20 protein-coding genes are annotated in these 18,711 nt (G+C 68.1%); 10 read left to right on the plus strand and 10 right to left on the minus strand.

The window, feature by feature from the left end; all coding sequences use genetic code 11:
• Nucleotides 1-117: 117 nt before the first annotated feature.
• From ACLQ3J_RS11120 to ACLQ3J_RS11130, 3 genes are read right to left on the minus strand one after another with little or no spacing between them, the layout of a single operon-like run.
• The gene (locus ACLQ3J_RS11120) at nt 118-780 is read right to left on the minus strand and encodes a histidine phosphatase family protein (RefSeq protein ID WP_425903249.1); all 663 of its coding nucleotides are present in this window, start codon (nt 778-780) and stop codon (nt 118-120) included.
• Nucleotides 777-1,691 carry a prephenate dehydratase gene (gene pheA / locus ACLQ3J_RS11125; RefSeq protein ID WP_378528999.1) on the minus strand — a complete coding sequence of 305 codons (915 nt, stop codon included), beginning with the start codon at nt 1,689-1,691 and terminating at the stop codon, nt 777-779. The genes ACLQ3J_RS11120 and pheA overlap by 4 nt, the downstream gene beginning before the upstream one ends.
• 55 nt (nt 1,692-1,746) lie before the next feature.
• Nucleotides 1,747-2,409 carry a hypothetical protein gene (locus tag ACLQ3J_RS11130; RefSeq protein WP_169621061.1) on the minus strand — a complete coding sequence of 221 codons (663 nt, stop codon included), beginning with the start codon at nt 2,407-2,409 and terminating at the stop codon, nt 1,747-1,749.
• A 110-nt stretch (nt 2,410-2,519) separates the two neighbouring features.
• On the opposite strand from ACLQ3J_RS11130, the gene ACLQ3J_RS11135 reads away from it, so the two are divergent.
• The 8 genes from ACLQ3J_RS11135 to ACLQ3J_RS11170 all read left to right on the plus strand — a co-directional run bounded on the left by ACLQ3J_RS11135 (nt 2,520) and on the right by ACLQ3J_RS11170 (nt 10,479).
• Nucleotides 2,520-3,314, plus strand: coding sequence for a DUF2470 domain-containing protein (locus tag ACLQ3J_RS11135; protein ID WP_425903251.1), 795 nt, complete (start codon nt 2,520-2,522; stop codon nt 3,312-3,314).
• Between the two features lie 103 nt (nt 3,315-3,417).
• A complete protein-coding gene (locus ACLQ3J_RS11140) occupies nt 3,418-4,470 on the plus strand; it encodes an ABC transporter substrate-binding protein (protein WP_169652252.1) in 1,053 nt (350 codons plus the stop codon).
• Between the two features lie 20 nt (nt 4,471-4,490).
• Nucleotides 4,491-5,843 (plus strand): LLM class flavin-dependent oxidoreductase, encoded by a 1,353-nt coding sequence (locus ACLQ3J_RS11145; RefSeq protein ID WP_169620809.1) that lies wholly within the window; start codon nt 4,491-4,493, stop codon nt 5,841-5,843.
• 27 nt (nt 5,844-5,870) lie between these two features.
• Nucleotides 5,871-6,761 (plus strand): ABC transporter permease, encoded by an 891-nt coding sequence (locus tag ACLQ3J_RS11150; protein ID WP_169620810.1) that lies wholly within the window; start codon nt 5,871-5,873, stop codon nt 6,759-6,761.
• Nucleotides 6,737-7,459 carry an ABC transporter ATP-binding protein gene (locus ACLQ3J_RS11155; RefSeq protein WP_425903253.1) on the plus strand — a complete coding sequence of 241 codons (723 nt, stop codon included), beginning with the start codon at nt 6,737-6,739 and terminating at the stop codon, nt 7,457-7,459. Before ACLQ3J_RS11150 ends, ACLQ3J_RS11155 begins: the two co-directional genes overlap by 25 nt.
• A 106-nt stretch (nt 7,460-7,565) precedes the next feature.
• Nucleotides 7,566-8,381, plus strand: coding sequence for a CPBP family intramembrane glutamic endopeptidase (locus tag ACLQ3J_RS11160; RefSeq protein ID WP_169620812.1), 816 nt, complete (start codon nt 7,566-7,568; stop codon nt 8,379-8,381).
• 145 nt (nt 8,382-8,526) lie between these two features.
• Nucleotides 8,527-9,768 carry an LCP family protein gene (locus ACLQ3J_RS11165; RefSeq protein WP_425903255.1) on the plus strand — a complete coding sequence of 414 codons (1,242 nt, stop codon included), beginning with the start codon at nt 8,527-8,529 and terminating at the stop codon, nt 9,766-9,768.
• A gap of 156 nt (nt 9,769-9,924) precedes the next feature.
• Nucleotides 9,925-10,479, plus strand: coding sequence for a ferritin (locus tag ACLQ3J_RS11170; RefSeq protein ID WP_169652255.1), 555 nt, complete (start codon nt 9,925-9,927; stop codon nt 10,477-10,479).
• 100 nt (nt 10,480-10,579) lie between these two features.
• Here the strand turns inward: ACLQ3J_RS11170 and ACLQ3J_RS11175 are convergent, their stop codons facing one another.
• The 4 genes from ACLQ3J_RS11175 to ACLQ3J_RS11190 are packed head-to-tail and all read right to left on the minus strand — an operon-like array spanning nt 10,580 to nt 13,699.
• On the minus strand, nt 10,580-11,497 hold the full coding sequence (locus tag ACLQ3J_RS11175; RefSeq protein ID WP_296550645.1) for a DUF5926 family protein: 918 nt from the start codon (nt 11,495-11,497) through the stop codon (nt 10,580-10,582).
• Between the two features lie 35 nt (nt 11,498-11,532).
• Nucleotides 11,533-12,306: a glycerophosphodiester phosphodiesterase family protein gene (locus tag ACLQ3J_RS11180; RefSeq protein ID WP_169620815.1), complete on the minus strand. Its 774-nt coding sequence runs from the start codon at nt 12,304-12,306 to the stop codon at nt 11,533-11,535.
• The gene (locus ACLQ3J_RS11185; protein WP_296550646.1) at nt 12,303-13,358 is read right to left on the minus strand and encodes a DUF4328 domain-containing protein; all 1,056 of its coding nucleotides are present in this window, start codon (nt 13,356-13,358) and stop codon (nt 12,303-12,305) included. The genes ACLQ3J_RS11180 and ACLQ3J_RS11185 overlap by 4 nt, the downstream gene beginning before the upstream one ends.
• Nucleotides 13,358-13,699, minus strand: coding sequence for a rhodanese-like domain-containing protein (locus tag ACLQ3J_RS11190; protein WP_169620817.1), 342 nt, complete (start codon nt 13,697-13,699; stop codon nt 13,358-13,360). Before ACLQ3J_RS11190 ends, ACLQ3J_RS11185 begins: the two co-directional genes overlap by 1 nt.
• 220 nt (nt 13,700-13,919) lie before the next feature.
• On the opposite strand from ACLQ3J_RS11190, the gene ACLQ3J_RS11195 reads away from it, so the two are divergent.
• A complete protein-coding gene (locus ACLQ3J_RS11195; RefSeq protein WP_169652258.1) occupies nt 13,920-14,855 on the plus strand; it encodes an LLM class F420-dependent oxidoreductase in 936 nt (311 codons plus the stop codon).
• Nucleotides 14,856-14,879: 24 nt separating this feature from the next.
• On the opposite strand, the gene ACLQ3J_RS11200 is transcribed toward ACLQ3J_RS11195, so the two are convergent.
• The 3 genes from ACLQ3J_RS11200 to ACLQ3J_RS11210 form a co-directional block, all read right to left on the minus strand.
• Nucleotides 14,880-15,485, minus strand: a complete 606-nt coding sequence (locus ACLQ3J_RS11200; RefSeq protein ID WP_378528994.1) for an Rv1733c family protein — start codon at nt 15,483-15,485, stop codon at nt 14,880-14,882.
• A 125-nt stretch (nt 15,486-15,610) separates the two neighbouring features.
• Nucleotides 15,611-16,279: a peptide-methionine (S)-S-oxide reductase MsrA gene (gene msrA / locus ACLQ3J_RS11205; RefSeq protein ID WP_169620819.1), complete on the minus strand. Its 669-nt coding sequence runs from the start codon at nt 16,277-16,279 to the stop codon at nt 15,611-15,613.
• A gap of 9 nt (nt 16,280-16,288) precedes the next feature.
• Nucleotides 16,289-17,383 (minus strand): acyltransferase family protein, encoded by a 1,095-nt coding sequence (locus ACLQ3J_RS11210; RefSeq protein ID WP_169621064.1) that lies wholly within the window; start codon nt 17,381-17,383, stop codon nt 16,289-16,291.
• Between the two features lie 337 nt (nt 17,384-17,720).
• Here ACLQ3J_RS11210 and ACLQ3J_RS11215 point away from each other — a divergent pair, with 337 nt between their 5' ends.
• Nucleotides 17,721-18,344: a superoxide dismutase gene (locus ACLQ3J_RS11215; protein ID WP_169620820.1), complete on the plus strand. Its 624-nt coding sequence runs from the start codon at nt 17,721-17,723 to the stop codon at nt 18,342-18,344.
• Nucleotides 18,345-18,711 lie beyond the last annotated feature (367 nt).

Consider the following 18,711-nt stretch of genomic DNA (forward strand, 5'->3'; position numbering starts at 1 on the left):
CCGCGAACGATCGACACCGCGGCACGTCGCTCCGCCGGAGGGACGGGATGCGCGCCTGCATACGAGCAGTGGGCGAGAGCGATATCGATTGCGAGAGTCCGCGTGAACTGCGCGTTCTCAGCCCATCGGGTCGTCGGCGCCGGCGCGGTGGGTGTCGCGGAACGGGCCGGTGAACGTGCCCCACCGCACACACTCCCAGCCCCCGCCCCGCACCGGCACGAGTTCGACGGTCTCGGTGTTGGCCAGATGATTGCTCGTGGCGAACCCGCCCGGCACTTTGCCGAGGTACGCCGCGACGAGACGGATGGCTGCGCCGTGGCTGACGACGACGACGTCCCCCGCCCCTTCATCGAGATGGTCGGCGCGCAATGCGTCGATCACCGGCACGAACCGGTCGAGAACGTCGATCGCCGATTCGCCGCCCGGCACCCGCGTGCGCAGGTCGCCGCTGTGCCACTCCTCGTAGACCTTCATGAACAGGGTGTGCGACTCCTCGTCGCTGCGATCCTCGAGATCACCGACCTGCACCTCGTGCAGGCCGTCGAGGACCGAGGTGTCGAGCCCGACGGCCGGAGAGACCTGCTCCGCGGTCTGCCGCGCCCGGATCGCCCGCGACGCCACGAGAAGCGACGGGCCGCGCTCGACGAGATTGCGGCCGAGGCTCCGTGCCTGCTCGATTCCCAGTTCGGTCAGTTCCGCACCGGGCAATTTGGTGTCGAGACGCCGTGCGACGTTCGCCACCGTCTGGCCGTGCCGGGCCAATATCAACTTTCCGCTCACCGCTGTTCCTCTCCGCGGCGCAGTCGCTCGAGCCACTGCGCATCGTCGTCGTCGGAGACGGGAGGCACCCCGTGCTCGGACACTGCCGGCCACGAACCGAGGAACCGTACCTGCGCGAAACGGTGCAGGGCCTTGAGTGCCTCCGCGACGAGCGCGTCGTCGATATGGCCCACCCAGTCCAGATGGAAGAAGTAGGTCCCGTAATCCATACGGGTGGGGCGTGATTCGATGCGGGTGAGATCGATTCCGCGGGTCGCCAGTTCCGTCATGGCCCTCACCAGCGAACCCGGAACATTCGGCAGTTGCAGGACCACCGACGTGCGATCGCAGCCGGTGCGCTTCGGTACCGGCCCGGGCCGCGAGACGAGCACGAACCGGGTGCGGGCACCCGCGAAGTCCGCGACGCCGTCGGCCAGCACCGCCAGACCGAGCCGTTCACCGGCCAGCGCCGTGGCAACCCCCGCGTCGACCTTCCCGGATGCGACATCCTCTGCCGCCCCCGCGTTCGAGGCCGCGGCGACGATCGCGGCGCCCGGCAGATTGTCGGCGATCCACTCCCGCACCTGGGCCGCTGCGACGGGATACGCACCGATGGTCGCGACATCCTCGCGAGCGACTCCGGGCCGCGCGACCACCGTGAAGGCGATGTCGAGTTCGGTTTCGGCGACGATCTGCAGCCGAGAGCCGAGGGCGAGTCCGTCCATCGTCGGCGGCACCGAGCCTTCGACCGAACTCTCGATCGGCACGACCGCTCCGTCGACCTCGCCGTCACGCAGCATCTGCAAGGCCGCGGGAGGGCTGGCGGCGGAGACCCGCTCGACCGGCGCATCGAAGGCACCGAGTTCCTCGAAACGGGCGAGGGCCATCTCGGTGAAGGTTCCCGACGGGCCGAAATAGGCGATACGTGGCACGCCTACGAGGTTACGCACCCCGAGTCTGCGGATTGCGGTGTCGGGCCGGTGCCGTTCAGCCGGCCGACAGCCCCAGTTCGCCGAGTTCGCGCGCGACCCGGCCGGGGTCGTCGACTTCGACGGCCAGAAGAATCTCCCGCAGTGCGGACGCCGCTTCGGGGATCAGCCGTCGCAACCAGGACACGTCGGGTGACGCGAGGGCCTCCCGGATGTCGAAACCGCTCAGGGCCGCCGCGGTCCCGGACAGCAGCGCCACCACGTCCTGCGTGCTGGTCGCGCGGGCGACGTAGCCCGTGTCGGCGTGGGCGAGGACCGCGAGGAAGTCGGAGACCGCGCCGAGGCCGTGACCTGCGGGAAGACCCGGTACATGTCCGGCTTCGGTGAGTGCGCGTGCGGTGTCGGCGAGCGTGTCGTCGGGTCCGTCCACGTATACGGCCAGCGGTGCGGGTGCCGTGACTGCGAGGACATCGTCGAGGACGTCGGGAGTGCACCCGATCTGGTAACGCACCGGTCGCCAGCCCGCCGGCGCGGGGGGCGGACCCGACGTATCGAGTTCGACGACGAGGTCGCGGCCCGGAGGGACGGTGATCGCGCGGGCCGGGACGATCGGAGGCGCGAACAGCGGTCCGGTGACCTCGCGGTCATCGTCCGGCGAGTCGTACCGTCCGGTCAGCAGCCCGTCCAGCAACCCGCGCGGCTCCTCGCGGGACGGCGGCATTCCGAGGGGAAGGGGGATCGGCACGCATCCCAGATTAGACCCGGGACCTCTTGCCTCCCCGAGGACGATGACTTAGGTTTGCCTCACCTACATAGCCAGGAGGGGTTGTCATGCACACCACCACGTCCACCGCCGTCCCCGCACCCACCACGGCCGAACGCGTGCGCACCGCCCTCATCCGCGCCGACACCTCCCGCCTCGCTGTCGACGGCTGCGATCCCGTCCCCACCACGATCCACCACCTCCATACCGACGACGACCTCGCCATCGTCGTGCCCGCGCACAGCCCCGCCGCCGCACTCACCCGGCATGCGGGCAGCGCGGGACTGCCCGCGGTCCTCGAACTCGCCGACCACTCACCGCTGGCCCTCCGCAACCCGGTGCGCTCGCTCATCTGGTTCAGCGGCACCCTGCACCCGGTCCGGGACCCTCGCCTGCTCGCCGCGGAAATCGCGGAAACCCTGCCTCATCCGGAACTTCTCGACGTGGGCCACGGGTCCGAACTGCTGCGGCTGAGCCTCGATTCCGTCGTCGCGGCGGATACGACCGGCGCGGAGGCCGTGAACGTCGTGGATGTGCTCGACGCCGCGCCCGACCCGTTCGCCGCACTCGAGACCGCGTGGCTCGAGCACCTCGAAGAACAGCACGCGGACCTGGTGATGCGCATCGCCCGCCGGATTCCGGAAGCCCAGAGAGGGGGACGAATCCGTCCGCTCGGCATCGACCGGTACGGCGTGCGGCTGCGGATCGAATCGGGCCGCGGCGACCACGACGTCCGCATCCCGTTCGACGAACCGGTCGATGACCCCTCCGGGCTGAGCCGGGCGTTGCGCCTGCTGGTCGGATGCCCGTTCCGGAACGGCCTGCACCCTCGCCTGCGCCGGGAGGACTTCGGATCACGCTGACGCTAACTGTGGTGACCCCCGCGCTCGAACTCGATGATGATCATCAGCCTCCGGCACCGTCCGGGCGGCCTCACCGTCGATCGTTCGAGCCCGAGGGAAGTACATGTTCCGCCTACGTCACGCCGGATTCACCACCGCAGCCGCATTCGTCCTGACCGCGGTCGTCGCGTGTGGTTCGGGGCCGGCGGGCGGCGGTCTCTCGCCCGACAGTCCGCTTCCGACCGACATCCCCGCCGGGACGAAGATCGTCATCGCCGACCAGGGCGAACGACAGCAGGTCGCGCTGGCAGCGTCCGGCAACCTCGACTCGCTGCCGTTCGAATACGAGTTCGCCACGTTCCAGGGCGCACCGTCGATCCTCGAGGCATTTCGCGCCGACGCCGTCGACGTGGCGTGGGCAGGCGAGATCATGGCTGTGCAATCGCTCGTCGCGGGCGACGACGTGCGGGTGATCACCGCTGTCCAGACCGACAACAGCCTCAACTTGGGCGTCGCGCCGGGCTCCGACATCGACTCGCTGGCCGCACTGTCGGGCAAGCGCATCGGCTACGCCGAGGGCACCTCCCAGCAGGCGTTCGTCCTCCGCGCGCTCGACAAGGCCGGTCTCGACGTCGACGATGTGACACTCACGCCGATGGCACTCGCCGACTTCCCGGACGCGCTGCGATCCGACCAGATCGACGCCGCACCGATGAGCGAACCGGTGTTCTCCCGGTACATGCAGACCCCGGGCGCCACCGCCCTGCCCCGCGACGAGATCGCCGACCTCAGTGACGGGATCTCCTACCTGTACTCGAGCGCGAAGGCACTGTCCGATCCCGCGACAGCGGCCGCGATCCGCGCCTACGTCGGCGCGTACATCGCCTCCGTGGACTGGGCGAACGACAACCGCGACGCGTGGATCGACGAGTACTTCGTCAAGAGCCAGGGCCTGACCGTCGAGGACGGGCGCCGCATTCTCGACGCCAACGGCCCGACGACCTTCCCGAGACTCGACGAGAACCTCGTCGCCACCCAGCAGCACACCGTCGACGTGATCGACGCGGCCGGCGAACTGCCACGACCCGTCGAGGCAGCCGAAGCATTCGACCTGCGCTTCGACGAAGTAGTTCAGGCCGCGGTAGCCGACGCCGGCGCCGGACACGTTCGCAACTGATCTCCGAGGGGACCTTTCTCATGACGCACCGCCAGCTCAGCCTCAACGCCTTCATCTACCCGACCGGCCACCACGAAGCATCGTGGCGTCACCCCGGGAGCGCACCCGAGCGCATCTACGACGTGCACTACTTCCAGGAACTGGCACGTGCAGCCGAAGCCGCCAAACTCGATGCGGTGTTCTTCGCCGACGGGCCCGCGCTGCGCACCGAAGTGCGGTACCGGCCCGACTACGGCCTCGAACCGATCACCACGCTCGTCGCGATGGCCACGGTCACCACGCATCTCGGCCTGATCGCCACCGCGTCGACCACCTATTACGAGCCCTACAATCTCGCGCGGCTCTTCTCGTCGCTCGACCACATCTCCGGTGGCCGCGCAGGATGGAACATCGTCACCACCGCGTCCGATGCCGCAGCGGCGAACTTCGGCCTCACCGACCATCCCGACGTACGGCAGCGATACGCACGTGCACGCGAATTCGTCGACGCCACAGTGAAATTGTGGGATTCGTGGGAGGACGACGCCGTGGTCGCCGACAAGGCCGCGGGGGTCTACGCCGACCCGGACAAGATCCACCGCGTCGACGTGGAAGGTGAGTACATCAGCGTTCGCGGCCCGTTCAACTCGGCCCGATCCCCACAGGGCCGGCCGGTCCTGGTCCAGGCCGGATCGTCGAACGACGGACGCGATTTCGCCGCGAACTATGCCGAGGCTATTTTCACCGCACACCAGCGGATCTCAGATGCGCAGGCGTTCTACCGAGACATCAAGCTCCGCGCGGCGGACGCCGGACGCAATCCCGACCACGTCAAGATCCTCCCCGGCCTGAGCCCGTTCCTCGGCGCGACCGAGGCCGAAGCACAAGAACTGCACCGCGAATTCAACGAACTCACCATCGTCGAGTACGGACTCGGGCAACTACAGAAGATGGGGCGGATCGACGTCTCCGGACTGGACCTCGACGCCGTCGTGCCGGCCGAACTCTTCGCGGGAGCCGGCGACATCACCGACAACGACAACAGCCGGCGTCTCGTCTTCGCCAAGATCGTCGAGCGTGAACAGCCGACGCTGCGTCAACTGCTCCACAAGCTTGCCGGAGCGCGCGGGCACAACGTCGTCGCCGGAACCCCGGTGCAGATCGCGGACATCATCGAAGAGTGGTTCACCCGCGGTGCGGCCGACGGGTTCAACATCATGCCGCCCCAGTACCCCCAGGGACTCGAGGCGTTCACCAGCACCGTCGTCCCGATCCTCCAGGAGCGCGGACTGTTCCGCACCGAGTACACCGGTACCACCTTGCGCGACCACTACGGCCTGACCCGGCCGGAAAGCCAGTACGCACGCACTTTCGCGAGTTCCGGGACGGCCTGACTCTCCCCCGACGAAAGGACAAGCCACATGAGCGTGCCCACTGTCGACCTCCGGCGATTCGGGAGCGGCCTCGCCGGGGACGGCGCCACCGACCAGAAACCGGACCTGGACAACGAGCCGGGTCTGCCTCCTCGGCGCGGCCGTAGCCGCCTCGCACCCGGACGGCCGATCAAGTTCGGCCTCGCCATCGGACCGACGATCCTGCTGGCCGTCTGGATCGTGGCGTCGGCGACCGGGCAACTCGACCCGAAGACACTGTCGGCACCGTGGACGGTGGTGACCACCGCCTGGGATCTGATCGCCGACGGACGCCTGCAGAGCAACCTGCTCACCTCCGTGCAGCGTGCGGTGATCGGCGGCGTTCTCGGTGTCTTCTTCGGGTTGCTGCTCGCTCTGATCTCGGGCCTGTCCCGGATCGGTGAAGCGCTCCTCGACGGCCCGGTGCAGATCAAGCGGTCGATTCCGACGCTCGCACTGATGCCGCTCGCGATCCTGTGGTTCGGCATCGGCGAGGAGATGAAGATCCTGCTCATCGCCCTGTCGGTGTTCGTGCCCGTCTACATCAACACCTATTCGGCACTGCGCGGCATCGACTCCCGCTACGTCGAACTCGCCGAGACACTGGACCTTTCGCGCGCGCAGTTCGTCCGGCGGGTGGCCCTGCCCGGCGCGCTCCCGGGGTTCTTCACCGGTCTCCGCATGGCGGTGACGGTGGCCTGGCTCGCCCTCGTCGTCGTGGAACAGGTCAACGCGACGAGCGGTATCGGGTTCCTCATGTTCCAGGCCCGCACCTACGGGCTCACCGACATCATCATCGTCGGCCTCGTGGTCTACGCGATCCTCGGCTTCGGCAGCGATCTGCTGGTCCGCTCGGCAGAAAGGAAGGCGCTGGCATGGCGCAAGACGATCGGAAGCTGACGGTCCGCACCTCGGGCCTGAGCCGGGGATTCGACGGGCGCGCAGTCCTGCGCAACGTCGACCTCGAGATTCGCGAAGGCGAGTTCGTCGCACTGCTCGGCCGGAGCGGGTCCGGCAAGAGCACGCTGCTGCGCGCCCTCGCCGAACTCGACCACGGGGTGCCCGGGTCGGGGGAGATCGACGTGCCGCGCAAGCGAGCGGTCGTCTTCCAGGATTCCCGGCTGCTGCCGTGGGCCCGTGTGCTCGCCAACGTCACCCTCGGACTCACCGGCACCGACGCGACGGAACGTGGCCGGACAGCGCTCGCCGAAGTCGGCCTCGCCGGCCGGGAGTCGTCGTGGCCCAACGAATTGTCCGGCGGTGAACAACAGCGGGTCTCGCTTGCGCGGTCGCTCGTCCGCGAACCCGAGTTGCTTCTCGCCGACGAACCCTTCGGTGCACTCGACGCGCTGACGAAAATCAAGATGCACGCGCTGCTCCAGGAGTTGTGCGCGGTCCACCGGCCGGCGGTGCTGCTGGTCACCCACGACGTCGACGAAGCGATCGCGCTTGCCGACCGCGTGCTGGTGCTCGATCACGGTTCGCCGGCGGTGGAACTGACGATCGATCTGCCACACCCGCGAGCGGCGCACCCCCTGCAGACGGCGGAGTATCGGCGGATTCTGCTCGAGGCGCTCGGCGTCGAGGTCGCGGCGTGAGCTAGGCCGAACGAGACCGCCGCGGTCCGGCACAGTGACACCGCCGCGGTCCGGCACAGTGACACCGCCGCGGTCCGGCACAGTGACACCGCCGGGGTCCGGCACAATGACACCGGTGACGACGCTTCGTTCCTGGCTGAGCCCGCCGGCGCAGAACCCCGCCACGCCTCTCGATGCCCCCGCACGCCGCGCGCTGTGGATCGAGATCGCGATCGTTCTGCTCGTCACGTTCGGGCTCAGCGGTCTCTCGTCGATCCTGTCGCTGCTCGAGGCGGCGCTCGCACCGGAGCCGTTGTCGGACCGGACCGTTGCGCTGAACAGCCCGCAGTCGTCACAGCAGTTCATCGATCTCGCCCGTCAGCTCCTGGGCATCCTCCGGCTGTCCGCCTGGGGAGCGCTGGGCCTGTACCTGCTCTGGCGCAGCGGCTTCGGCCCGAAAGCCGTGGGTCTGGCCCGTCCGTATCTCCGCCGGGATGTACTGCCCGGTGTCGGGCTCGCCGCCCTGATCGGTTTCCCCGGCCTGCTGCTCTACCTCGGCGCGCGCGCGGCGGGACTGAACCTCACGGTCGCGCCCAGTGTGCTGGCGGACTACTGGTGGCGCGTGCCCACCGAGGTGCTGTGGGCAGTGGCGAACTCCGGTGCCGAGGAGATCCTCGTCGTCGCGTACATCCTCACCCGCCTGCGGCAACTGGGCTGGTCGGAGAACTCTTCACTGTTCGCGTCCGCAGTGCTGCGTGGCAGTTATCACCTGTACCAGGGCCTCGGTGGCGGGTTCGGCAACGTCGTGATGGGTCTCGTCTTCGGCCGGTATTGGCAGCGCACGGGCAGGTTGTGGCCCCTGGTGATCGCCCATGCCTTGATCGACACCGTGGCATTCGTGGGATATCAGGCACTCCGAGGACACGTGTCCTGGCTGCCGTGACCGTACAGTTGTGCGAGTGAACGGCGATCCTCGCGACCCTCGGAACAGGCCGCGGCCACCGCAGGGACCTCCCCCGCAGCGGCCCGCGCCGATCCGCCGTCCCGTGCCTCCGCCCCGGGCGACGCCGCCTCCCGAGGGAACACAGGTGATTCGCCGCGACGGACGACGACCCGCACCGCCCCCGCAGGCGTGGTCGCAGGCCCCCACGCCGACGTACCGTCCCCCTGCCCCGCCGCCCCCGCCGCGGCGCCAGCCACCTCCCCGCGTGCCCGCGCCGCAGGAGGAGGCGTCACGCAGTCGCGACTGGGCGCCCACGCAACGGCCCGAACGAATCGCCGACGAACGCTCTCGCGGCGGGACTCCGCCGCCTGTTGTTCCGCCGGTGCGGCGCAAGCCCGCCGCGCAACCCGAACCACGACGACCACGCCCCGGCGCCGGACGACGCACGATGCGGCGCCTGGGTGCGGTGCTGGCCGTACTCCTCGTCGCCGTGATCGGCGGGACGATCTACCTCGACGGCACGCTCGACCGCGTCGACGCGCTCGCCGCGTACGACGGGCGCGGGGGCGACACCCCCGGCACCAACTGGCTGCTCGTGGGCTCCGACAGCCGGATCGGCCTCACCCCGGAACAAGAACAGGAACTCGCCACCGGCGGCGACGTGGGTACCGACCGGACCGACACGATCCTGCTCATCCACGTACCGAGCGGCGGAGGCGCGACCACCATGGTGTCGCTGCCCCGCGATTCCTATGTGGACGTGCCGGGCTTCGGGCGGGACAAGCTCAATGCGTCGTTCGCACTCGGCGGACCCCAGTTGCTCGTACAGACCGTCGAAGGCGCGACCGGCGTGCACATCGACCACTACGTGGAGATCGGCTTCGGCGGGTTCGCGTCGATCGTCGACGCGGTCGGCGGAGTCGATATCTGTGTCCCGTACCCGATCGACGATCCGCTGGCCGGTCTGTCGCTCGAGGCAGGGTGCCAGGAACTGAGCGGACCCGAGGCTCTCGGGTTCGTGCGCACCCGCGCGACACCTCTCGCCGACCTGGACCGGATGAACAACCAGCGGCTGTTCCTGTCCGCTCTTCTGGGCAAGGCAACAAGTCCCTCCACGTTCCTCAACCCGTTCCGCGCGGTGCCGCTCGCGACGGGTGCCGCCGGATCCGTGCGGGTCGACGAGGACGATCATCTCTGGGACCTCGCGCGACTGGCGTGGGCGATGCGCGGTGAGACGTTGACCGCGACGGTGCCCGTCGGAGGATTCGACGACGTCTACGGCATCGGCAACGTGTTGCTGTGGGACCGCTCCCGCGCGGCGCCGTTCTTCGATGCGTTGGCGAAAGATCAGCAGATCCCGGCTGAATTGCTGACGCCCGGACCCTGACATTGCGGTCTCCGCGGCCCGATATTCTCGCGAAATTCGGGGCGGAGATATTCGGCCAGGCAACCCTGAATTGACCAAGGCAAGCCGAAGCTTTGAAGAGTCAGCCTAGCCAAAGCTTGGATGAATTATCACCTGACCTGCATTAACGTCTTGATCATGACGACAATGGGCGAAACGCACAAGACCAAATTCCATTCGCTGCTGCACGACCAGATCCGCAACGAATTCAATGCGTCGCACCAGTACATCGCCATCGCGGTTTTCTACGACAACACCGATCTTCCCCAGCTGGCGAAGCACTTTTACGCGCAGGCAGTGGAAGAACGCAACCACGCCATGATGATCGTCCAGTACTTCCTGGACCGGGACATGGCCGTCGACCTCACCGGGGTCGACGCCGCACAGTCGATGTTCGACAACGCGCGCGAACCGATCGCGCTGGCTCTCCGCCAGGAGCGGTCGGTGACCGACCAGATCGTCGAGCTGGCGCGCACCGCGCGCGACGAGGGCGACTACCTCGGCGAGCAGTTCATGCAGTGGTTCCTGCAGGAGCAGGTCGAAGAGGTCGCCACGATGACGACGCTGCTCACCGTCGCCGACCGCGCCGGTTCCAACCTGTTCAACCTCGAGGATTTCGTCGCGCGGGAGCTCAACTCGAAGGCCCGCGAACTGCGCGGCAACGCGCCGACCGTCGCCGGCGGCAGCATCTGACGCGACCTGCAGCCCACAGGGCCCGAATGCCACAGTTCCCGGATCACCGGCGAACTGTGGCATTCGGCTTTGCGGGGGACTTCTCTCGGCCCCGGAAAAATCAGCGCAGGGTGATCTGACGACTGCGGATTCCGTCGCGGGAGCGCAGCTCGGCAGTGGTCAGCGGCTCGTCCACGGCCAGCGCGGCATCGAGGCGCGCGCCGAGTTCGAGTGCGGGTTCCACCCATTCGTCGGCGTGCTTCTCCCGGTCGAGATCGAAAACCGGAACCAGCAGTCCGTGCGTGCGGAACGACCCGGCGAAGCGTGATCCCTCCCCGAGGTGGAGGCCACCGGCCGCGTGCACGCGCGACAACGCGGCCATGAGCGCGTCCTCGTCCTCGGGCCGAACCCAACGCAGGTGTGCCTTCTCGCCGGGATCCACCCACCACGCACCGACCAGCCCGTCACCGTTCAGACGCGCCGAGGGCAACACCGCGCTGTTGGCGTGCTGCACGGTGTGCGCGATGTCCTGGCTCGGCTCGACCCCGGCCGGAATCCACCAGTTGAAGTCGTTGTGCACGGTGATCGGGGGAACAACATTCGCGTCGAGCAGGTCCTGCAGCCGCGGGGTGTCGTCGTCCACGGTCGCGGTCTGCAGCGACGATCCGGGCTCGGCCGTGCGGGCCCACTCGATCGCGGCGGCGAGTTCCCCGGCCGGGTCCGGGCCGTACCCGCTCGCGAGCTGCAAGCCGACGTACGCGACGGTCTCGTCGTCTTCTTCGCGGACCAGCGCCGCGACGCCACCCGGAAGGATGGTCGCACCGACGATCTTGCGTCCCTCATCGGTCAGCGGCAGGTCGACCAGTGCGGACGGAACGAACTCGCGCAGCGCGACGAGGTCGCATTCGAATGCGAGGCCCTCGAACGGTCGCGTGGACGCGGCGACCGCGGCTTCCCGCTCCAGTCTCCGCTGCTCGAGCTTGGCGGCGCGGTTGGCACCGGGCTTGGGTCCACTGTTTCTCTTGCTCTTCTTGGCCACGGCGCCAAACTACACGCCCGGCCTGCCCGCCCGATCTATACGCCGTGAGCAGCGTCGAGTTGCAGCTTGGTACGGCCCGGATGGTTGGTGGCCACCCATCCGACGCCGAGTTCGCGGCACAGCTCGACGTCTGCGGGGTCGTCGACGGTCCAGCAATACGTCGCACGGCCCGACGCAGCGGCACGGTCGACGAGATCCCGGTGCTCCCGGAGCGTCATGATCGACGGGCCGATCGCGGTGGCGCCCACGGTAGTGGCAGCACTCCCCCGCAGATACCGGGAGGTCTCGCCGAGCAACACGGTGGGCAGCAACGGAGCTGCCCGGCGGATCCGCCATACCGCGCTGCCCGCGAACGACATCACCACCACGCGGGAGAAGTCGGCCGACGCAGGCGTCGCGAGCCCGAAGCTCGCCAGCGCGTCGAGCAGCTTCGCCTCGACCAGCGCACCGTACCGGACGGGATGTTTGGTCTCGACGAACAGTTTGACCGGCACACTCGTCCAGTCCATGACGAGCTCGAGCAAACGGTGCAGGGTGAGCAGTTCCGCAGGTTCACCGGGCTTGCCGTAGTCGTGCTCGGACAGTTCGGCGAGAGTCATCTCGCTGACGACACCCGTTCCGTCGGACGTGCGGTCGATCGTGCGGTCGTGGATGCACACGAGGTGCCCGTCACTGGTGAGCCGCACATCGCACTCGAGTCCGTCGGCGCCTTCCGCGAGGGCCAGTTCGTACGCGGCGAGAGTGTGCTCGGCCTTGGCCGCCGACGATCCCCGATGTGCGACCACCCGAGGGCGATCCACGGCGCTCACGTGCTTGCCACCGGTTGGGGTACGTCGTCGCGCTCGTCCTGGGTAGCGGCCGGAGTGTCGTCCTGCGACAGGGACGCCGTGTCGGCCGGGCTGCCGGCGGTCGCGGCGCGCGGCACGATCGGGGCAATCGGCGCGTATGCGGGTCCGGTGGCGTAGGTGAATCTCCGGTGGCGCAGCGGCCTGCCCCAGATGTCCGTTCCCTCGAACAACCGCACCACGTGCAGCGTCGTGAGCGCGACCGCCGTGGCCAGCGCCGCAGCGAACGCCGCGAGCAGCACGCCGTCCGCACGGGCCTGGATCGTGTCGCGCTGACGCCACAGCACGACCACGACGAACATCACCGCGTCGAGTACCCACAGCACCCACCAGATCCGGATCGCCCGGAGAAGCCTGGGGTCGCGACCGGCGATCTCGGTGAGGAGCACTCCCGGCATCGCGAGGTTGACTCCGGGCACGACGACACCGAGCAGCACCGTCGGCGACGGCCGGGGATCGACCTCGCCGCGTTCGGCGAAGACGCGCCGGCGTAGTTCGAGCAGGCGCACCGCGCACGCGACGGCCGCGGCGAGCGCGACGAACGGTGCACCCACCTGCGTCGCCCACACGGCGGCGTCGGAGACCGCGAGAGCCAGCGGGTCGACGAGTCTGGTCCGGTTGAACACCAGCAGTCCGTACCGGAACGCCTCGGCGAGAGCCGCGAGGCCGAACACGACGGCGGCGCCCACGAGGAGTGTCGGCGCGAGATCGGAGATCGTCTCGCTACGGCTCGGTTCGTACTCGGTGTCGACCGGCCGCGGATCTGTCAGTCCCCAGCGCGGTATCTCCCGGTATCGCGGCGTCGGAGCCGTCCCGCGCGTGCGCGTGGGCTCAACGGGACCGATCGGTACCGCCGGGCGCGCGACCCAGCGAAAGTTGCGGCGCGACGGGGGAACCGGAACGTCGGTGGAGACGGGCGAGAGCAGGACGCCACGGCAGGATGGGCACCACTGCCGGGGCTGATAGGTCACCGGCCAGCGGTTCTCGCACCGAACACAGATCTGGTAGGCGGCCATCAATAGATCTTCGCGGGTTCATCACCGTCGGAAACCAGGGGAAGACCGCTCTTCTGCCACGCCACCATGCCACCGTTCACCTGGATGGCGTCGTACCCGATGCGGTTGAGGTACTGGACTGCGCCGAGCGAGCGTCCGCCCTGGCGGCAGACCACGTAGACCTCGGCATCGATGTCGATTTCCTCGAGTCGTGCTGGGACGTCGGCCAGCGGAATGTGGACCGCGCCGGGTGCGTGTCCGAGCGCCCATTCGTCGTCTTCGCGTACGTCGAGGAGTACAGCGGCGGCGTTGGTCTCTGGCACCTCGTCCACAGACACGGTGGGGACGTCGGAAAAACTCACGATTCCAATAGTGGCACGTGCTGCGGGGCGATGCAGCCGAGGACGCTTCACTACGCGCTCGTGTCACCTCCACACACCGCAGGTCCTGGAGTTATCCACAGTTTCCACAGGTTCATCCCCAGGCTCTACCGGAGGTGGGGATGCCCGGCTCGAGATACGTCACATCGTCGGTCGTTCGGTACGAAACCCGGGAGAGGGGGGCACCTGAAATGATGCATTCATGGAACTACGAATCTTCACCGAACCTCAGCAGGGCGCCACGTACGACGATCTTCTCGCCGTCGCACAGACAGCCGAGCGGCTCGGTTACGGCGCATTCTTCCGTTCCGACCACTATCTCGCCATGAACGCCGACGGCCTGCCCGGCCCCACGGACGCGTGGATCACGCTGGCCGGACTCGCGCGCGACACCTCGACGATCCGGCTCGGCACCCTCGTCACGTCGGCCACGTTCCGCTATCCCGGTCCGCTCGCCATCTCCGTCGCACAGGTCGATGCGATGAGCGGCGGCCGTGTCGACTTCGGTTTCGGCGCAGGATGGTTCGAGGAGGAGCATCTCGCCTACGGCATCCCGTTCCCGTCCCTGAAGGACCGTTTCGACCGGCTCGAGGAGTCGCTGGCCGTCATCACCGGACTGTGGGACACACCCGTCGGCGAGACGTTCTCGTACGAGGGCACGCACGTGCGGATCCAGAACTCACCGGCGCTTCCGAAGCCGCAGCAGCAGCCCCATCCGCCCATCGTGATGGGCGGCGCCGGCAAGAAGCGCACACCCGCCCTCGCCGCACGGTACGCCGACGAGTTCAACGTGCCGTTCATGTCGGCCGAGGACACCGAGGTGTTGTTCGACCGTGTGGCAGGGGCATGCCGCGACGCCGACCGCGACCCGGCCACGCTCACGTACTCCAATGCCCTCGTGCTGTGCTGCGGGCGCGACGAAGCCGAGATCGCCCGCCGCGCCGAACGGATCGGCCGGGAGGTCGGCGAGCTGCGCGAGAACGGTCTCGCGGGCACCCCCGCGGAGGTCGTCGAGAAGATCAAGAGCTACGCGGCGGTCGGCTCGCAGCGCATCTACCTGCAGATGCTCGATCTCAGCGACCTCGAACACCTCGAGCTGGTCGCGGCGGAGGTCATGCCGGCCGTGCGCGACCTGTAGCCCTCACAGCTGGAAAACGGTGGCTCAGTAGCTGCTGGTGGAGCCGAGGAACGCCTCGATCTCCCGGTTCCACCGGCGGCGACGGGTGCGCTCGAGTCCCCACCGCGCCGACTCGAACATCGTGATCGCCAGCGCGACCGACAGCGCCCACAGGAACACACCGGCGCAGACGGCAGAGACCTTGGCGGCGGCCACCGTGAGCGGAGGGTCGGCGAGTTCACCCGAACGGGCGTCGACCCACACCGTCACGTCGCCCCCGGTAACGGACCAGCTGTCCACCGGAACCACGGCCCGGCGCTGCTCGTCCCCCCACTGCCAGGTGGCCGACGCGGGGGCGGTAACCGACGACGCGACCTCTCCCCCTCCCGGCGCGGCAGGGTCGGGCGCGGACTCGAGGGTCGCGGAGACCGGGGTGCGTTCGGTGCTCTGCTTCTCGGCGAGCGCTACCCAGGACTGCCACGATCCGGCGCCGACGACCCCGGCGACCGGAATCGTCAGCGCGAGGGTGGTGAACAGCACGAAGAACAACCACGCTTCGATGCGGTCGGCCCGGCGTACGAGCGGATTCCCGCCGCGCCGGCTGCGGCGCATGCGCTCGAGGTAGTCGCCCGCGCACGTCGAGGTTTTCACGGTGACCGGTCCTCCCCCTCGGCAGTCGTGTTCTCCGAGGATGCGACGGTCGTCGGCGGATTTCAAGACGCGACGACCGATTCGCGCACCCCGGACTCACGCTCCGGGAGGTGCCGGGAACGGGATCAGGCGCCGAGCCCCACCGGGCAGCTCACGCCGGTTGCGTGCACCGGGCAGTAACCGTGGGGATTCTTCGCGAGGTACTGCTGGTGGTAGTCCTCGGCGTAGTAGAAGTGCGTCAGAGGTGCGATCTCGGTGGTGACAGCGCCGTAGCCGGCTGCCGCGAGCCGCTCGCCGTACGCTTCGGCCGTCGCCTCGGCCATCTCGATCTGCGTCTCGTCGTGCGTGTAGATCGCCGAGCGGTACTGGGTTCCCTGATCGTTACCCTGCCGCATCCCCTGCGTCGGATCGTGGTTCTCCCAGAACTCCTGCAGGATGCGCGCGTAACCGATCACCTTGGGATCGAAGACGACGAGCACGACCTCGGTGTGACCGGTCCGGCCCGAGCACACCTCTTCGTACGTGGGGTTGGGGGTGTAACCACCGGCGTACCCGGCGGCGGTCGAGTACACGCCGTCGAGTTGCCAGAACTCCTTCTCCGCACCCCAGAAGCACCCCATCCCGACCACGGCGGTCTGCAGCCCCTCGGGGAAGGGGGGAACGATGCGATTGCCGTTGACGTAGTGGGTCTCGGGAACGACTACGGGCTCGGAACGCCCGGGTAGTGCGTCCTCGCGGGCCACCATCTGCGACTTGGAACCTGCACGGGCCAGAATCTCGTCGAACCAGGACATGTCCCGATGCTACGCGCGGGGCCCGGTGGTGGCCGGTTCCGCGGCCACCGTGCGGGCCGGGGTGAGCCACCGGGTGCTGATCCAGCGCGCGGCGGGTACCTCGACACCGCGGTAGACCACTTCCGACACGAGGGCGCAGCCGAGCAGCACGCACACGATCGCACCGGTCTGCCCCACCACCCCGACCGTGTTCTCGTAGATCCGGTACATCACCAGGGTGTGCGTGAGGTAGATGGCGTAGCTGCGGGTCGCGACCCAGTCGACGACCCGGAGATGCGCGAAGCGGCCGTTGTAGCGGGAGACCAGCACGACGCATGCGAACACCACGGTGATGGTCCACAGGTAGCGCGTCCCCGCCCAGTACACCTGGGTGTCGGTGGCGAGCACGATCACGTGGACCTGCGCCAGCAACGCCAGGACGAGCCCGCGGCCGGAGATCAGTCCGGCCCATCCGAGGTAGGCGATCTGCCCGAGGAACACCGTGGGGAGCGTCGCCGCGATCCGGGAGAGGAAGGGCACGCTGTACGGCTCCGGGATGTACAGGTTGTAGATGAGCACCAGCATGCACAACACGGCCCCGAAAACGGGAATGATGAGCGGGTTGGCGCGCAGGAGCGAGCGGCCGGCGACGCAGTACAGGTAGAAGACGATCTGCACGGCGAGCGTCCAGGCGACTCCGAGCACGGCCACCTGCGGCTTCAGGAAGAAGGCGCCGAGGATGAAACTCAACGCGGCCTCGGAGTTCGAGACACCCGTGTGACCACTGAACATGCCGTTGATACCGAGCCGGACCAGCACGATCGCGGCGAGGATGCAGACCCAGAACGCGGGAACCAGGCGCGCGGCGCGGGCGATGAGGAAACGCCGGGGTGATTGCCGCATGGCGGACCGGGTGATGAGGAGCCCGGTGAGCATCATGAACGCCGCGACCCCGACGAACGACAGATGCTGGTTCAGCCCGGCCCCGTCGACGAAGACCCGGTACACGAGGTCGATGCCCCACCATCCGGTCCCGAGGTCGTCGATCAGATAGAACGAGATGTGGGAATAGACGACCGCGAGCACTGCTGCGAACCGCAGCAGATTGACGCCCGGAAGATCCACGCGAGGTGCGTCGACCCCGTTCGCGGGTTCGTTCAGGAAGGGCCGATACACCGCCCAATGTTAAGGTTCCGCTCTCGAGCGTCACCAATTGGTCCAGCTCGACCGGGGTTTCTGCTGGTCGCGGGAGATGTCCTCGCGGGAAACGGCGATTCTCGTCGCTGCCGCCCCGAGCCTCGTGGGCGTACGTCCGAGTGACAGCTGTGGTTGCGCAGGGTGTACTTATGAGTTGGGGTGGAAACCACACGGTGTGGGTAATCCACACAAGTGTTGTGGTGAAACCCGCAAGGCACGGAAACAACCGCACGGGCCCTACCGGGCTCGCAAAGAAGGGACCCTCGTGGCTGAGTACACACTTCCGGAACTGCCCTACGACTATGCAGCGCTCGAGCCGCATATCTCGGCGAAGATCATGGAGCTGCACCACGACAAGCATCACGCGACCTACGTCGCAGGTGCGAACACCGCTCTCGAGAAGCTGGCCGAGGCGCGCGAGAACGGCACGCTGGCCGCTCAGGCAACCAAGCTCGAGAAGGATCTCGCCTTCCACCTCGGTGGCCACACCAACCACACGGTGTTCTGGCAGAACCTCTCCCCCGAGGGTGGCGACAAGCCCGAAGGCGAGCTGGCCGCGGCGATCGACGACGCGTTCGGTTCGTTCGACAAGTTCCGCGATCACTTCTCCGCGAACGCGAACTCCATCCAGGGCTCCGGCTGGTCGATCCTGGCCTGGGATTCCATCGGGCAGCGTCTGCTCATCGTGCAGCTGTACGACCAGCAGGGCAACATCCCGATCGGCCTGACCCCGCTGCTCATGCTCGACATGTGGGAGCACGCCTTCTACCTGCAGTACCAGAACGTGAAGGCCGATTACGTCAAGGCGTTCTGGAACATCGTGAACTGGGCCGACGTGCAGGCTCGCTTCGACCGGGCACGCACCCAGACGGCAGGTCTGATCGTCTAGAGCCCGAGGCTCCGATCGGCTGAGCCGAATCGGCTGCGCCGGATACGAACGGAGGGACGCCGCAGCGCGGCGTCCCTCTTGCCGTATCCGGCCCCCACCCGGACTGGCACTCGGCACCTCTTGTGTGCAAGCACGAGAAGTGGGCATTCTTCGTCTACCGGCCATAGGGCCGGGAACCGGCTTGCAACGGCGCGACCGGACCGGCTCGAGTGGATCGGGGTGGGTTCGATGACGGACTACGCACACGGACGGATCGAACTCGCCGCATTTCACGCGGCAGGAGCGCTGCGCGGTTTCGTGGGGGGGGGGGGGGGGGGGCCCCCCCCCCCCCCGGGGGGGGGTTTTAAAAAAAAAACAACCCCCCCCC

It is taken from the genome of Rhodococcus sp. DT1, from assembly GCF_049844875.1.
Lineage (GTDB): Bacteria > Actinomycetota > Actinomycetes > Mycobacteriales > Mycobacteriaceae > Rhodococcus.

Excerpts from the sequence above, each read along its gene's own strand:
- ACLQ3J_RS11135 (WP_425903251.1), top strand. The coding sequence starts at position 2,520 with ATGCACACCACCACGTCCACCGCCGTCCCCGCACCCACCACGGCCGAA.
- msrA (WP_169620819.1), bottom strand. The coding sequence starts at position 16,279 with ATGTCCTGGTTCGACGAGATTCTGGCCCGTGCAGGTTCCAAGTCGCAG.
- ACLQ3J_RS11185 (WP_296550646.1), bottom strand. The coding sequence starts at position 13,358 with ATGGCCGCCTACCAGATCTGTGTTCGGTGCGAGAACCGCTGGCCGGTG.
- ACLQ3J_RS11160 (WP_169620812.1), top strand. The coding sequence starts at position 7,566 with ATGACACCGGTGACGACGCTTCGTTCCTGGCTGAGCCCGCCGGCGCAG.
- ACLQ3J_RS11170 (WP_169652255.1), top strand. The coding sequence starts at position 9,925 with ATGACGACAATGGGCGAAACGCACAAGACCAAATTCCATTCGCTGCTG.
- ACLQ3J_RS11145 (WP_169620809.1), top strand. The coding sequence starts at position 4,491 with ATGACGCACCGCCAGCTCAGCCTCAACGCCTTCATCTACCCGACCGGC.
- ACLQ3J_RS11130 (WP_169621061.1), bottom strand. The coding sequence starts at position 2,409 with ATGCCGCCGTCCCGCGAGGAGCCGCGCGGGTTGCTGGACGGGCTGCTG.
- ACLQ3J_RS11155 (WP_425903253.1), top strand. The coding sequence starts at position 6,737 with ATGGCGCAAGACGATCGGAAGCTGACGGTCCGCACCTCGGGCCTGAGC.
- ACLQ3J_RS11140 (WP_169652252.1), top strand. The coding sequence starts at position 3,418 with ATGTTCCGCCTACGTCACGCCGGATTCACCACCGCAGCCGCATTCGTC.
- ACLQ3J_RS11150 (WP_169620810.1), top strand. The coding sequence starts at position 5,871 with ATGAGCGTGCCCACTGTCGACCTCCGGCGATTCGGGAGCGGCCTCGCC.
- ACLQ3J_RS11195 (WP_169652258.1), top strand. The coding sequence starts at position 13,920 with ATGGAACTACGAATCTTCACCGAACCTCAGCAGGGCGCCACGTACGAC.